We start from the raw sequence: 13968 nt of genomic DNA, 5'->3' as shown, positions 1-13968 counted from the left end.
GGCAGCATTACTGAGTTGAGATCAGAACCGCCTCCACACGGCGGTTGGCATCCCGTCCTTCGGCGGTCAGATTGCTGGCAACCGGGGCGAGGAACCCCACGCCGTCAGAGCCGATTTGCGCGGCAGGGATGTCAAACCGGTCACGCAGGTAGCGAACCGCGGACTCGGCGCGTTTCTTCGACAGGGCCTGATTACCACTAAGCGATCCTACGGCGTCCGTATGGCCGACAAAGAGGATCTGCCGCGAAGGATTGGCGCGCAGGTAGGTCGCGATATCGTCCAGAGACGGCACGTTGCCCTCACCAAGCGAAGACGAGCCGGTTTCAAATACCATGTCGCGCAGGATGGCAAACCCGGTGCTTTCCAGTTGCGAGACAACGTCGCCCGCAGCCGGCATGCTGCGGACCGGGGCCAGATCGGTCTTGGTGCTTGCGAGGGCCGCAGCCTGGCCCACACGAACAATCTGAACATAGGCCGAGGTCGCGTCCCGGCTGGCCAGTAAGGACACGGCGCTGCCTTCAGGGTTCACGGCGGAGACCGCCATGAAGTCCGTCAAATCAACAAACATCTGCGGTTCGGGCAGAACAAAGGTCGAAAAGCGGAAGTCGAACCCGCCGCAGCCCTGCGCCACGCAATCGAGCACAATCTCGTAGCCAACCTCCGCCAGTTTTTCGCGTATGGGCGCGACGATCTGAAACGGTGTGAGGCTGCTGCTTTCGATACGCCAGCTTTGCGCGCTGACCGTGCCTTCGATGCGGCGGACGGGCACGCCGCCCTCACCCGCCCAAGGGCCGATGGGCAGATCATAAGCCCCTGCATCACGCGTGAACTCCCGCGTCACAACGGCGCCGCTCGGCAGCGACAGATCCTGCGCCATGCCTGCCCCGGCGCAGAGCAGCCAGACAATCCCGGCCGCTTTAGCGCGCTGACGCGTGGTATTCATCATTGGGACGCATATCGGTCGCACTGGCCACTCGGTTTGTCATATTGAAGAACCCGGCGACATTGGCGATGTCCCAGATGTCCCGCTCCGAAAAGCCCGCGTCGCGCAGCGCTTCGCGGTCATATTCCATGATTTCTGCGCTGGCCTTGGTCATCTTCTCGGCAAAGGACAGCATCGCGCGCTGGCGGTGATCGAGGTCTGCCACACGCCAGTTCATCACCAGCATCTCGCCCAGCTTGGGATCGCCTGAAAGCTCGCGCACCGCCGCGCCATGGGCGGTCAGGCAGTAGAAACACTTGTTCACCGAAGAGACCACCACGGCGATCATCTCCCGCTCCAGCTTGCTCAGACCGGACACACCAAGCATCAGGTCGTTGTACAGCGCCGTGAATGTGTTCAGCTTTTCAACATCAAAGGCATAGGCCCGGAGCACGTTCGGCACCATGCCAAGCTTCTCCTGGCAGATGTCGAAGTATTTCTGCGTCTCGGGCGGCAATGGGTCTGCCATGGGCAGGTTGAGCGCGGTCGGGCTGTCTGAGGTGTCTTGGGTCAAATCGGTCAGGTCTCTTCACTATCCGGCAGTATACGATAGTGGTACTCCCCCACGCGCTGCATGCCAAGAGAGGTATAAAGCGCATTGCCCGGCACATTGGCCTTGGTCACCAGGATCGAGAGCCAGTCCGCGCCGTTCCTGACCGCCCAGAACGCCGCCGCACGCATCATCCAGCCGCCCAGCCCCTTCATGCGCTGTTGCGGCAGGATTTCGAGCGCGTGCACCATGGCGATACCATCGTGAATGGCACAGAACCCGCTGCCGCCCGGTTTGTCGGAGACCCGGCCAAAAAGACCGGTCTTGGGGCCCATCGCGCGTTCCATGACGGCCTGACGGGCTTCGCCGATGCCCCCGGTTTCCCAGATCTCCCGCATGATGGCGAGCGGCTCCCAGACGGTAAAGGCGCAAACCCTCGGCAGCGGTTTGTCGGTCAGGGCGGCGGCCGGGATCACGTAGACGTTTGTGGAATCAACCAATTCATAGCCGCGGTCCGCCAGCGTGGCGTCAAGCGCCGCGTCCTCGGGCCGGAGCGAAAACAGTGGGGTCTGCCCCATCAACCGCATGGATTTTTCCGCTGCGGAGATGTCGTCCTCATCCCACGATCCAACCGGAGATGCGGCAGAGACGCGTTTGCCCCCGCCCCGTCCTTCGCGCAGCACCCAAGGGCCGGCCTCGACCGTTGCGGCGGCGGGCCAAGTGGCGTTGACGGCTGCAAAAAGCCGGTCGTTGGAAGGATTTGTATCAGTCACACCCCGTTTATGGCGCGCAGCTTCTGCACTGTCCATCACCGGAATGCGGCAATTTCAGGTTTGCGGAAAAAGCGCGGACAAGGCGGCCATGGCATGATCGACCTTGGCCCCATCGCTCCCGCGCACCACCACATTGGCCCCGTAAACTCCGTCACGCTGGAACGGGTAAGAGCCAAAGGACAAATCCGGGTACTGTGCGGCCAGTGCGCCGAGCGGCTCTGCGATTTCCCCTTCCCCCCGCATGATCCGCAAAGATTGGCTCAGCAGTGGCGCGCCGCCGGTGATATGGGGCAGAAGGCTGGCCACCATGGCCTGAAACACGGCGGGCACCCCGGCCATGACATGCACATTTTCCATGGAAAAGCCCGGCGCGATGCTGACCGGATTGTCGATCAGCGTGGCCCCATCGGGAATACGCGCCATGCGCTGGCGCGCCGTGTTGAACTCAGAGCCTTGCCGCTCATAATGCGCCGCAAGCAGCGCGCGCGCGTCATCGCGCACGTCGATGTGCGCGCCAAAGGCTTCGGCCACGCAATCGGCGGTGATGTCGTCATGGGTTGGCCCGATGCCGCCTGACGTCACCACCACGTCAAATCCAGCCCTTAGTGCATTCAGCGCATCGATGATCGCCGGTTTGTCGTCAGACACCACACGGACCTCCTTGAGATCCACCCCGTGCTTGGTGAACTCCTGCGCCAGAAAGTGCATGTTCGCATCGCGCGTGCGCCCGGACAGGATTTCGTCTCCGATGACAAGCATTGCGGCGGTGGGGTTGGACATGAGGCGGCTCCTTGCGTGGGTCTCATGCACGGTATAGCCCTCTGACATGCGCTTTCAAACCGACCTCATCCCCGCCACGCTTATTCGCCGCTACAAACGCTTCCTGGCGGATTGCCTTTTGGAGGATGGCCGCGAGATTACGGCCCATGTGGCCAACCCCGGCTCGATGTTGGGGCTCAAGGACGAGGGACTGCGGATCTGGCTGGAGCCGAACGATGATCCCAAGAAAAAGCTGAAATTCGCATGGCGGTTGGTGGAACATGAAGGCGGGCATTTCACCGGTGTTGATACGGGCGTGCCGAACCGGATGCTCAAGGCGGCGCTGATGGCGGGCGATGTGCCGGGGCTGGATGGGTATGCAATGGTCCGTCCGGAGGTCAAATACGGAGAGAACTCCCGCATCGACTTCCTGCTTTCGGATGACGCCCGCCCAGATGCCTATGTCGAGGTGAAATCTGTCACCCTCTCTCGCACAAACGGCCTTGCCGAGTTTCCCGACAGTGTCACCGCGCGCGGCACCAAGCATCTCAATGAGCTGGCCAACATGGCACAGGCCGGGCACCGCGCTGTCATGCTCTACCTTGTCCAGCGCACCGATTGCACCTCTGTCAGCCTCGCTTCGGACATTGATCCGACCTACGCAAACGCCTGTGCCGAGGCCCGCGCGAAAGGTGTCGAAATCCTCTGCTTCGATTGTCGGATCAGCCCGGCAGGCGTCACCCTTGGCAATCCTCTCCCCTTCGAGGCATAGAAAAAGGCCTCCGCTTTTGCGAAGGCCTTTCGTGCTTTTTCTTGGCGAAAATACTCAGAACCTGAGCAATCTCAGACCTTGAGGTTCGGGATAATCTGCTTCTTGCGGCTCATGATGCCCGGCAGAACAACCGTGTCGCCCGAAACCGTCGCGCCAAAGCTCTTTTCGGCCACGCCTTTGACCAGATCGTTCGGCACCAGAAGGGTCGCTTCTTCTTTGATGATGTCGACAACGAACAGCAGAACCTCATCCACGCCATCTTCGGCACAGACGGTTTTGTAGGTTTCCATCAGGCTGGCTTTGCGATCGAGCGGGATGGCCGGTGCGGTGGTTTCCAGAACGGAGACGCGGAACTTGGTGCCGTCGACTTCGTATTCCTTGGAGTCCATGCGGATCAGCTCGGCATCGGAGAAAGCGGACACGTCGGACTTGGCTGCAAACAGCTCAGCCGCGTAGTCAGCGATGGAGACGCCCAGATCGGCGGCCAGCTTCTCGGCCACGGCCTTGTCGTGGTCCGTGGTGGTCGGCGAGCGGAACTCCAGCGTGTCGGAGAGGATGCAGGACAGGGCCGCGCCTTTGATGGCTTCGGGCATCTTGGCCGCGTCGTCACCCATCAGGTCGTGCATGATCGTCGCGGTGCAGGCGAGCGGACGCACGGTGATGTCGATCGGGCCTTTGGTTTCCAGACCGCCGACCAGCTTGTGGTGATCGATGATCGCGCGGATGTCGGCGCTGTTGATGCTCTCGGGAAGCTCGGCCGGGTTGTTGGTGTCAACGATGACAACCGGTGCGTCCGCTTCGACGTCCGCGATGATTTCCGGCTTGTCGAGGTTCCAGCGCTCAAGCACGAAGGCCGCCTCGGTGTTCGGCTCGCCCAGCAGAACCGGCTTGGCCGCTTCGCCTTTGATTTCGTTGAGATACCAGGCCCAGATGATCGGGCTGCCGGTGCTGTCGGTGTCGGGGCTTTTGTGGCCGAAAACCTGCGTGGTCATGGGAATCCTCACATGCGAATGGGTGTTTTGACGCCCCTTTACCTGTGCCGGCTTCATATGTCACCCCGCCATGATCGGGGTGCGACCATGCTGCACCGCAGCACGCTTAACGCGGCAGGGGTGTGCGGCCCTTGTTGTACGCCGCCCAATCTTCGATTTCCGGGTAGTACCGCGTGCGCCAGGCCCGCACCTTGGGGTTCATCACCCGTCGCCAGAGCGGCGGGATCATCGCGCTGATCGCCATCAGCGGATAGCCGAAAGGCAGTTGCGGTGCCTCGTCTTCAGAGTAATTCTGAAGCAAGGGAAAGCGCCGGTCCGGCTTGTAGTGATGATCCGAATGGCGCTGCAGGTTGATCATCAGCCAATTCGTCGCCTTGTGCGCCGCATTCCACGAATGGCGCGGCAGGACATGTTCATATTTGCCATCCCCAAGGTGTTTGCGCGTCAGCCCGTAGTGCTCGACGTAGTTGACCACTTCCAACTGCCAGATCGCGACACCGGCCTGCCCAACAAACATGAACAGCCCGCCCCAGCCGCCGACGGCAAAGGCCAGACCCAGCATCGCCAGCTGCAGCGCCCAATAGCGCCAGAACGGATTGCGCCGGTCGTGCCATGGCTTTTGCTTGCGGGCGAGCAGGTCTTTCTCGGCCTTGAAGGAAGACAGCAGGCTCTCGCGCAGGACCCTCGGGTAGAAGCGATGGAACCCTTCGTTGTAACGCGCCGTGACCGGATCGCGGGGCGTGCCGACATAACGGTGATGCACAAGCAGATGCTCGGAACGGAAGTGCGAATAAAGCACCATCGCCAGCAGGATGTCCCCCAGCCAACGCTCGCGCGTATTGCGTTGATGCATGAGCTCATGCGCGTAAACGATGCCAACCGTCCCGGTCATGATGCCGGTGCCAAAGAATACACCAAGCTTTTCCCAGCCGTTCAGATGCGTGGAGCCGCTGACATAGGCAATCAGTCCGAAGAGGGTAAAGAACTGCAGCGGCACCCAGATCTGCGTGAGCAGTTTGTACCAGTAAAGATGCTCTTCCCCAGTTTGCGGGTCCGCGTTTTCGGTGTTCAGCCCCACCAGATAATCAATCGCCGAAAACAGGTACCACGCGCAAAGCGGCGTGATCAGAACCCAAAGGTCGCCCTTGATCGCACCGATCCAGACCAGCGGGATCAGGATGAAGGACAAGAAGAACGGCAAGGCGGACGTGAAACGGCCAAGCGTCGCTGCGGGGATCATGGCGCTGCTCCGGTTTTGCCCCGAAGTATAAGCCCAGCCCCGCGCAAAAAAGAAGGGCCTGCGTCGCCGCAGGCCCTTGTTTCCTTGCGTCATTCACCGGGAGTGACGCTTCGCTTATGAGGTGGGGTGCCGATCAGATCCGGCCCTTCCAAGGCACCAGAGCCTTTTCTGCCAGACGCATCAGGATATCGATCCCGAAACCGATGATCCCGATCAGGATGATCCCCATGATCACGATGTCGGTCAGCTGGAACTTGGAGGCGACCATGATCATCATGCCCGCGCCTTTTTCAGCGGCGACCAGTTCAGCGGCCACAACCGTGCCCCAGCAGACCCCCATCGCAACCCGCGCACCGGTGAAAATCTCCGGCAGGGAGTTGGGCACGATCACGTGACGCATGATCTGAAACTTGCTGGCACCGAGCGAATAAGCCGCATGCACTTTCGAGATCGCCACGCCAGACACCCCGGCCCGCGCCGCGATGGCCATGATCCAGAGCGCCGCGAGGAACAGCAAGATGATCTTGCCCGTCTCGCCAATACCCGCCCAGATGATCACCAGCGGGATCAGGGCCAAGGGCGGCACCGGGCGCATGAACTCGACAATCGGATCAAACCAGCCGCGGAACCAGTTGCTGAGGCCCATGGCATAGCCGAGCGGGATACCGACCAGCGCGCCGAAGAAGAACCCGATGACAACCCGGAAGAGCGAATAGCCCAGGTGTTCCCAAAGCGTGCTGTCGCGGTAGCCTTCGCTGGCAATCTCGCCCATGCGCTTGAGCACGGCTTCGGGCGGCGGCAGCCAGATCGGCTCCATCTGCCAACCCTTGTTCGGCTCGAAGTTGAGCGAGCCTTTCGGCGACATGCCGATGCGACCAAACTCTGTCTGAACAGAACCGCCCGGCGCAATCGGCTCGCCGTTGACCGCAACCACCTTGTGTCCTTCGCCACGAGACTTTTCGTCGTTCTTGTCCACGCGGATCAGGCCCGAACGCCACGCGCCCACTGTGTCCGCGTCATTTTTGGCCCAGCCTTCGCCCGGCTCGACCGCCGGAGCTTCGACATCGGTGCCAACCTGGAATACCCGGACGGTCACTGTGGCATCGTCCGCCTCCACACCGTCCGCTTCAGCCGTGTAGGTGAACGTCGCGTCGCCCACAAAAGGCCCCGGAGCATGCACAAAACTTGGCACCAGCTTGGAGCCGGTAAACGCACCCCAGAGCAGGAAGATGGTCAGCACCGAGATGACGCTCGCCACCCGGTTCGGTTTGACCGCCGATTCATCCCCGAAGGTCACGGTCTTGAGCGAGGTGAAATCGTTGGTGGCCTTTTGAACCACGTATTTCACGACAAAGAAGGAGATGACGAAAATCGCCGCGTAAATCAGGAAAACGATCATGCCGATTCCTCCGCTCTGCCCATGATTTCTTCTTCCATGTCCCAGATCATGCCCAGGATCTCTTCGCGCCGTTCGGCGAACTCGGGGTGTTTCTTGACTTCACGCAGATCCGCATTCACGCCAAGATCCGCAAACGGCAGGTTATATTCCTTGTGAATGCGGCCCGGGCGTGGCGCCATGACCAAAAGGCGTTCGCCCAAGAGCAGCGCCTCTTCCACGGAGTGGGTGATCAGGATGATGGTCTTGCCGGTCTCTTTCCAGAGTTTCAGCACAAGGGACTGCATCTTCTCGCGGGTCAGCGCGTCCAGCGCACCCAGAGGCTCGTCCATCAAGATAACGTCAGGGTCATTGGCCAGACAGCGCGCCAAGGCCACGCGTTGCTGCATCCCGCCGGACAGTTCGTAAACGGCCTTTTCCTTGAAGTCCCGCAGGCCCACAACGTCGAGCAGATGATCGACGTGTTCGCCCCATTCCGCTTCGCGCTTGCCTGCCATCCGCGGGCCAAAGCTGACATTGGACCGCACGTCCATCCATTCGAACAGGGCGCCCTGCTGGAACACCATGCCGCGTTCGGCGTTGGGTCCGGTGACCTGATGACCATTCATGAAAATGCCGCCCTCAGTCGGGGCGAGAAAACCGGCGACGATGTTCAAAAGCGTGGTCTTGCCGCAGCCCGACGGGCCCAGCACGCTCATGATTTCGCCCTCGGCGATGTTTAGGGAGACGTCCTTGAGCGCCTGAACAGACGTGCCATTGGGCAGGTCGAAGCGCATGGACAGGTTTTCGATCTTGAGACCGCTCATGACGGGGCTCTTCCTTCCGGGTGGGGCCGGCAATTCGGGATGGGAGGATATGAAAAAACCGCGGACGGTTTGTCATGCGGAGGCAGCCGGGCCGCCTCCGCACCAAGGCGCATTACATGCCTTTGGCCGCTTCCAGCGGGCCGGTGTTCACCGCATCGGCATAGCTGTCGAGCGCACCATCAATGGAACCCGCTTCGACAAACACATCCGCCACACCTTTCATGAAGGTCTGCGCGTTGCCACCGAGCCACTTGCCGGACAGCTGATCGTCCACGCCCGGGAAGGTGAAGCTTGCGAGGTTGCTCGCAGCCGCATCTTCGTCCATGCCCGCGTCCTTGGCGATGATCGGCAGCATCTTGGCCTGGTTGGCCTCGTCTGCCCACATGGCGTTGGCATCTGCTGTCACCTTGAGGAACTTGGCCGCCATATCAGAGTTTTCCGCAACCCAAGCCGCCGGCCCGGATGTCACGTCGAACACGAGGATACCCAGTTCGGTTTTTTCAGCGCCAGTCAGCAGCACGTTGCCGTGTTCCTTGGCACGAGCCAGCGAGCCGCCCCATCCGCAGAACATGTCGACCGCGCCCTGGCTGATCGCCGCAGCGCCATCCGGCGGGTCCATGTCGACCACGTCCATCGAAGAGACGTCCACGCCGAAGTGTGCCATCTGCTTCAGGAAGCCATAGTGGGCTGCAGTCCCGAGCGGAACGGCAACCTTTTTGCCTGCCAGTTCGCCTGCGCTGTCCTTGTCGATTTCCAACGCTTCGGCCACGACGCAGTTGTCGTTGTCCGCGTAGGACACGGCCACATCGAGGATCTGCAGATCCTGACCGGCGGAGGTTGCAACCACGAAGGGCGGCAGACCCTGGCTGACGGACAGTTGCACGTCACCGGAGGCCATGGCCGCGGACATCTTCACACCGGATTCAAAGCTGACCCAGTTGATGTCGACGCCGAGCGCCTCTTCGTACATGCCTTCTGCCTTGGCATACTGGAACGGCATCGGCCATTCGAGGAAGTAGGCAACGGTGATCCCACCGTGGCCATCCGCCATCGCGGCCTGCGCTCCGGTCAAGAGAGCCACACCGCTGGCGGCTCCGAGCAAAGCTTTTTTGAATGTCATGGACTTCAAACTCCCCTGTTGCGCACCGGGCCATGCCGGCGCGAGGTTCTTGTTCTAGACAAGCGAGACGCTTGCCTCTCATGCGGCGCATTTTTTCGCGCTCTGACCTGATCCGAGCGGAAAACGCGCAACCGATCAATGATTATTCAACTGCCGAGCACCATGGTTTTGCGCTGCGACCTGCCTCGAAAGACCGCAAAAACCGTATAACCATCTGATATAATGTGAGATTCAAGAATTCGGAATTGCCGCCCCCAGGGAAACCCACTCTTATTGGACTCACATGAGCGCTTAAACTGGCCCTATAGGCTGCCCGCTTTTGTGGCTCATGTGCCTTTGCTACAGTATCGAAAAACCCGCCCACTCAGGAGGTTCCCATGGACGGCACGCTTTCACAAAACGACCTGAGCCATATCGTCGAGGCGGACAAAGCCCACGTTTGGCACCACCTTATCCAACACAAGGCTTTTGAGTCCAAAGACCCCAACATTATCATCGAAGGCAAAGGCATGCGCGTCTGGAATCAGGCGGGCAAAGAGCACCTCGATGCGGTGTCTGGCGGCGTCTGGACCGTGAACGTCGGCTATGGTCGCGAAACCATTGCCAAGGCTGTTTATGACCAGTTGATGAAACTAAACTATTTCGCCGGGTCGGCAGGCTCTGTTCCCGGCGCCCTGTTTTCCGAGAAACTGATCGAGAAGATGCCCGGTATGAGCCGCGTCTACTATTGCAACTCCGGCTCGGAAGCCAACGAAAAGGCGTTCAAGATGGTGCGCCAGATTGCGCACAAACGCTACGGCGGCAAGAAAAACAAGATCCTGTTCCGGGACCGCGATTACCACGGCACCACCATCGCCTGCCTGTCGGCTGGCGGTCAGGACGAACGCGGTGCGCAGTATGGCCCCTTCACACCCGGATTTGTCCGCGTGCCGCATTGCCTTGAATACCGCGCCGGCGATCAGGGCGCACCTTCGGAGAACTACGGCGAATGGGCGGCTGCCCAGATCGAAGAGGTCATCCTGCGCGAAGGCCCGGACACCATCGGCGCGCTCTGCCTTGAGCCGGTCACCGCGGGTGGCGGCGTCATCACACCCCCCGCAGGCTACTGGCAGAAGGTGCAGGCGATCTGCCGCAAGTATGACATTCTTCTGCACATCGACGAGGTGGTCTGCGGCGTAGGCCGGACCGGCACATGGTTCGGCTATCAGCAATACGGGATCGAGCCGGATATGGTGACAATGGCGAAGGGCGTCGCCTCTGGCTATGCCGCCATCGCCTGCCTGACCACCTCCGAAGCCGTGTTTGATCTGTTCAAGGACGACGCGTCGGATCCGATGAACTATTTCCGCGACATCTCCACCTTCGGCGGTTGCACAGCCGGGCCCGCGGCCGCGCTGGAAAACATGCGGATCATTGAAGACGAAGGCTTGCTGGCGAACACCACCGAGATGGGCGATTACATGTTTGGCAGCCTGAGCGAGTTGCAGGACAAGCACGCGGTCATCGGAGAGGTGCGCGGCAAAGGTCTGTTCCTCGGCGCAGAGCTTGTTTCGGATCGCGATAGCAGAACGCCGAGCCCGGAAGCGCAGGTGCAGGCGGTTGTCGGCGACTGTATGGCCCAGGGAGTCATCATCGGCGCAACCAACCGCTCGGTCCCGGGCTACAACAACACCCTGTGCTTCAGCCCGGCGCTGATCGCCACCAAAGACGACATCGACCAGATCGTCGAAGCCGTCGATGGCGCGCTGACCCGCGTGTATGGCTGACGTCGTGACCCATACGACAAACGACCTTGGGCAACCCATCGGGTTGCCCGTCGAGGGCGCTTTCCCGCGCCCTCGCCCGCCCCATGTCCCGCTCGCCGGATGGCATGTGACGCTTTCGCCGACAAGGGAGGCGCACGCCGAGGCCCTTCTTGCGGCTTTTGCAGAAGACACCACGCACGCAGGCTGGACCTACCTGCCGGATGCACCGTGGCAAGGAATCGCGGACGCCGAAGCTTTTTGCCGCAAGGCGCAGGGGTCGGCAGATCCGATGTTCTATACGATTACAGACAGTTACGGCGTGATTTCCGGCTTTTGTTCCTTGCTCAGAATAGACCCGGCGGTCGGCAGCATCGAAGTCGGCTTTATCCACTTTGCCCCGCGCCTTCAAAAAACGCCGGCGGCGACAGAGGCCATGGTTTTGCTGATGCGCCACGCTTTCGACGATTTGGGCTATCGCAGGTTCGAATGGAAATGCGACGCTCTGAACGCCCCTTCCCGCGCGGCGGCCACCCGGCTCGGCTTCACCTTCGAAGGCATTTTCCGGCAAGCCACGATGTACAAGGGCCGAAACCGCGACACAGCGTGGTTCTCAATCCTCGACAGCGAATGGCACGCACTCAACGTGCGGTTCAAAGTCTGGCTCGACCAGAGCAATTTTGACGACGACGGCAATCAGAAGCGGCGACTGCAGGACTGCTGACGCCCCGGTTTCTTTGTGCCTCAAATATCCCCGCCGGAGGCCAACGGGACGGCGGGCGGGGCGCCGTTCGGCTCTGCCGGACAAGCGCCGTCCCCGTCCAGAATGCAAAAGGGCCGCCCGAAGACGACCCTTCCAGACTCAACCTGTGGAAACAGGTCAGCCGTTCACGCTGTCTTTCAGAGCCTTGGCAATGGTCATCTTGACCTGCTTGTCGGCTTCTTTCTTGAACTGTTCACCGGTAGCGGGGTTGCGCACCATGCGCTCGGGGCGCTCGCGGCAGTAGATCTTGCCAACGCCCGGCAGGGTCACGGCACCGCCAGCGGACACTTCCGAGGTGATGATTTCAACAATCGCGTCCAGAGCCGCGCCTGCGGCCTTCTTGTCGCTGTCCATTTTTTCTGCCAGTGCAGCGACCAGCTGGGTTTTCGTCATAGGCTTGGACATTTTTATCTCTCCTTCACTGCCCAGTTCCTTGGGCCTCTGCCGCGCATTAAAACCGTATATAGAGGTCAAACACAACGCTTAGTGGATCGAAAACCCATAAGAATAAGCGTTTTCGCGCCATTCAAGCGGCTTTACCCGGCGTCAGAGGAAGGCAGTTTCTTCGAAAGAGCGCAATTTCCGGCTGTGGATGCGTTCCAGCGGCATACGGGACAGGGTTTCCATCGCGCGAATCCCTATACGCAAATGGCGCCCCACCTGTGTCTGGTAGAAATCAGAGGCCATACCGGGCAGTTTCAACTCTCCGTGCAGCGGCTTGTCGCTCACGCAAAGCAAGGTCCCGTAGGGCACGCGAAAGCGGAACCCGTTGGCGGCAATTGTCGCGCTTTCCATGTCGAGGGCGATGGCGCGGGACTGGCTGAGCCGTTGCACTGGCCCGCTGTGCTCGCGCAACTCCCAGTTGCGGTTGTCGACGCTGGCCACGGTGCCTGTTCGCATCACGCGTTTGAGGTCATACCCTTTCAGCTCCGTCTCGGCGGCAACTGCTTCTTCCAGGGCAATCTGGATCTCCGCCAGCGCGGGCACAGGCACCCAGACCGGCAAGTCGTCATCCAGCACCTTGTCCTCGCGCAGGTAGGCATGAGCCAGAACAAAGTCCCCGAGGCTTTGTGAGTTGCGCAGTCCGGCACAGTGACCAACCATCATCCAGGCGTGCGGGCGCAGCACGGCGATATGGTCTGTTGCCGTTTTGGCATTCGACGGCCCCACGCCGATATTCACCAGAGTAATGCCGGAGCCGTTTGCCTTTTTGAGGTGATACGTCGGCATCTGCGGCATGCGCGGCGCGACGGGCAACTCGCCATCCGGCGTGGTGATCTCGGCGTTTCCGGTGCTGACGAAACTGGTGTAGCCACTGTCCGGATCCGCGAGCATCGCACGGGCGTAGGCCTCGAACTCGCTCACATAGAATTGGTAATTGGTGAACAGGACATGGTTCTGGAAATGCACCGGGGCGGTTGCGGTATAGTGCGCCAGTCGCGCCAGCGAGTAATCCACACGTTGCGCTGTGAAGGGCGCAAGTGGCAATGTGCCGTCTGCATCCGGTTCGGCCACCCCATTCACGATGTCATCATTGGTGCTCGCCAGATCCGGCACGTCAAACACATCGCGCAGAATGAACTGCGCCGCACCCTCCTGCGGCACCGTGATTTCCGGGAAGTTGGCAACGGCAAAATGCACCGGCATCGGTGTCCGCGAAAGACCGATCTGAACGGGCACCCCGTGGTTGCCGATCAGCAGGCCAAGCTGCTGCTCAAGATAGTGGCGGAACAGCTTGGGCCGGGTGACTGTTGTCGCGAACAAGCCAGGCGCGGTGACGTGACCAAAGCTCAGGCGGCTGTCGACCGAGGCAAAGCTCGTCGTTGCGAGGCGGATTTCGGGATAGTAGGCGCGAATCCGCACACCGGGATGCCCCTCGGCCATCGCTTTCATGAAGCGATCCCGCAGGAATGCCGCCGCTTCATCATAGAGAGCGATGAGCCGCTCTACCGCCGCTCTTGGATCGTCGAACAGTTCCGGCTCTGGTGCATCCGGCACCACCAGTTGCAAACCTGACTTGTGATCCTGCATGGACCACCTCCCTTTTGTTTTGCCGCGCAGGGTGACAGCTTGTCACAGGGGCCGCAAGGTGTGGAACGCGCTTCAAGCGGGCTTCGCGCACAATTGACTCCG

The 13968-nt window shown here is 60.8% G+C and carries 14 protein-coding genes; 3 read left to right on the top strand and 11 right to left on the bottom strand.

The features are described from left to right. Positions 1 to 7 precede the first annotated feature (7 nt). From E4662_RS18055 to E4662_RS18040, 4 genes are read right to left on the bottom strand one after another with little or no spacing between them, the layout of a single operon-like run. Positions 8 to 946, bottom strand: coding sequence for an OmpA family protein (locus tag E4662_RS18055; protein ID WP_240705240.1), 939 nt, complete (start codon positions 944 to 946; stop codon positions 8 to 10). Beyond that, on the bottom strand, positions 918 to 1451 hold the full coding sequence (locus E4662_RS18050; protein WP_136443162.1) for a peroxidase-related enzyme: 534 nt from the start codon (positions 1449 to 1451) through the stop codon (positions 918 to 920). Before E4662_RS18050 ends, E4662_RS18055 begins: the two co-directional genes overlap by 29 nt. Before the next feature lie 50 nt (positions 1452 to 1501). Continuing rightward, entirely contained in the window at positions 1502 to 2245 is a 744-nt protein-coding gene (locus E4662_RS18045) for a GNAT family N-acetyltransferase (protein ID WP_240705239.1), read from the bottom strand. A 54-nt stretch (positions 2246 to 2299) separates the two neighbouring features. Continuing rightward, positions 2300 to 3025, bottom strand: a complete 726-nt coding sequence (locus E4662_RS18040) for a competence/damage-inducible protein A (RefSeq protein WP_136443008.1) — start codon at positions 3023 to 3025, stop codon at positions 2300 to 2302. Between the two features lie 46 nt (positions 3026 to 3071). On the opposite strand from E4662_RS18040, the gene sfsA reads away from it, so the two are divergent. Next, a complete protein-coding gene (gene sfsA, locus E4662_RS18035) occupies positions 3072 to 3776 on the top strand; it encodes a DNA/RNA nuclease SfsA (protein WP_136443007.1) in 705 nt (234 codons plus the stop codon). 71 nt (positions 3777 to 3847) lie between these two features. On the opposite strand, the gene E4662_RS18030 is transcribed toward sfsA, so the two are convergent. The 5 genes from E4662_RS18030 to E4662_RS18010 form a co-directional block, all read right to left on the bottom strand. Then, positions 3848 to 4768 carry a manganese-dependent inorganic pyrophosphatase gene (locus tag E4662_RS18030; RefSeq protein WP_136443006.1) on the bottom strand — a complete coding sequence of 307 codons (921 nt, stop codon included), beginning with the start codon at positions 4766 to 4768 and terminating at the stop codon, positions 3848 to 3850. A 106-nt stretch (positions 4769 to 4874) separates the two neighbouring features. Then, on the bottom strand, positions 4875 to 6008 hold the full coding sequence (locus E4662_RS18025; protein ID WP_136443005.1) for an alkane 1-monooxygenase: 1134 nt from the start codon (positions 6006 to 6008) through the stop codon (positions 4875 to 4877). Between the two features lie 133 nt (positions 6009 to 6141). Continuing rightward, positions 6142 to 7407: an ABC transporter permease subunit gene (locus E4662_RS18020; protein WP_136443004.1), complete on the bottom strand. Its 1266-nt coding sequence runs from the start codon at positions 7405 to 7407 to the stop codon at positions 6142 to 6144. After that, positions 7404 to 8210, bottom strand: coding sequence for an ABC transporter ATP-binding protein (locus E4662_RS18015; RefSeq protein WP_136443003.1), 807 nt, complete (start codon positions 8208 to 8210; stop codon positions 7404 to 7406). The genes E4662_RS18020 and E4662_RS18015 overlap by 4 nt, the downstream gene beginning before the upstream one ends. 112 nt (positions 8211 to 8322) lie before the next feature. Beyond that, complete coding sequence (locus tag E4662_RS18010; RefSeq protein WP_136443002.1) at positions 8323 to 9330, bottom strand: taurine ABC transporter substrate-binding protein; 1008 nt, start codon at positions 9328 to 9330, stop codon at positions 8323 to 8325. A 377-nt stretch (positions 9331 to 9707) separates the two neighbouring features. On the opposite strand from E4662_RS18010, the gene E4662_RS18005 reads away from it, so the two are divergent. After that, the gene (locus E4662_RS18005) at positions 9708 to 11096 is read left to right on the top strand and encodes an aminotransferase family protein (RefSeq protein ID WP_136443001.1); all 1389 of its coding nucleotides are present in this window, start codon (positions 9708 to 9710) and stop codon (positions 11094 to 11096) included. After that, on the top strand, positions 11089 to 11796 hold the full coding sequence (locus tag E4662_RS18000; protein ID WP_136443000.1) for a GNAT family N-acetyltransferase: 708 nt from the start codon (positions 11089 to 11091) through the stop codon (positions 11794 to 11796). Before E4662_RS18005 ends, E4662_RS18000 begins: the two co-directional genes overlap by 8 nt. A 156-nt stretch (positions 11797 to 11952) precedes the next feature. Here E4662_RS18000 and E4662_RS17995 read toward each other — a convergent pair whose 3' ends face one another. Both E4662_RS17995 and E4662_RS17990 read right to left on the bottom strand, forming a co-directional pair. After that, positions 11953 to 12240, bottom strand: coding sequence for an HU family DNA-binding protein (locus tag E4662_RS17995; RefSeq protein WP_136442999.1), 288 nt, complete (start codon positions 12238 to 12240; stop codon positions 11953 to 11955). A gap of 141 nt (positions 12241 to 12381) precedes the next feature. Then, positions 12382 to 13866, bottom strand: a complete 1485-nt coding sequence (locus tag E4662_RS17990) for an AMP nucleosidase (protein WP_136442998.1) — start codon at positions 13864 to 13866, stop codon at positions 12382 to 12384. Positions 13867 to 13968: the final 102 nt, after the last annotated feature.

It is taken from the genome of Pacificoceanicola onchidii (assembly GCF_004804335.1).
Classification (GTDB): domain Bacteria; phylum Pseudomonadota; class Alphaproteobacteria; order Rhodobacterales; family Rhodobacteraceae; genus Pacificoceanicola; species Pacificoceanicola onchidii.
Note: the sequence above shows the minus strand (reverse complement) of the source record. Positions and strands in the feature narration are given on the sequence as shown.

Bases quoted from the DNA above. Each gene is read 5' to 3' on its own strand.
- E4662_RS18055 (WP_240705240.1), bottom strand. From the start codon at position 946: ATGATGAATACCACGCGTCAGCGCGCTAAAGCGGCCGGGATTGTCTGG.
- E4662_RS18000 (WP_136443000.1), top strand. From the start codon at position 11,089: ATGGCTGACGTCGTGACCCATACGACAAACGACCTTGGGCAACCCATC.
- E4662_RS18025 (WP_136443005.1), bottom strand. From the start codon at position 6,008: ATGATCCCCGCAGCGACGCTTGGCCGTTTCACGTCCGCCTTGCCGTTC.
- E4662_RS17990 (WP_136442998.1), bottom strand. From the start codon at position 13,866: ATGCAGGATCACAAGTCAGGTTTGCAACTGGTGGTGCCGGATGCACCA.
- E4662_RS18040 (WP_136443008.1), bottom strand. From the start codon at position 3,025: ATGTCCAACCCCACCGCCGCAATGCTTGTCATCGGAGACGAAATCCTG.
- E4662_RS18010 (WP_136443002.1), bottom strand. From the start codon at position 9,330: ATGACATTCAAAAAAGCTTTGCTCGGAGCCGCCAGCGGTGTGGCTCTC.
- E4662_RS18005 (WP_136443001.1), top strand. From the start codon at position 9,708: ATGGACGGCACGCTTTCACAAAACGACCTGAGCCATATCGTCGAGGCG.
- sfsA (WP_136443007.1), top strand. From the start codon at position 3,072: ATGCGCTTTCAAACCGACCTCATCCCCGCCACGCTTATTCGCCGCTAC.
- E4662_RS17995 (WP_136442999.1), bottom strand. From the start codon at position 12,240: ATGTCCAAGCCTATGACGAAAACCCAGCTGGTCGCTGCACTGGCAGAA.
- E4662_RS18020 (WP_136443004.1), bottom strand. From the start codon at position 7,407: ATGATCGTTTTCCTGATTTACGCGGCGATTTTCGTCATCTCCTTCTTT.
- E4662_RS18050 (WP_136443162.1), bottom strand. From the start codon at position 1,451: ATGGCAGACCCATTGCCGCCCGAGACGCAGAAATACTTCGACATCTGC.
- E4662_RS18015 (WP_136443003.1), bottom strand. From the start codon at position 8,210: ATGAGCGGTCTCAAGATCGAAAACCTGTCCATGCGCTTCGACCTGCCC.
- E4662_RS18030 (WP_136443006.1), bottom strand. From the start codon at position 4,768: ATGACCACGCAGGTTTTCGGCCACAAAAGCCCCGACACCGACAGCACC.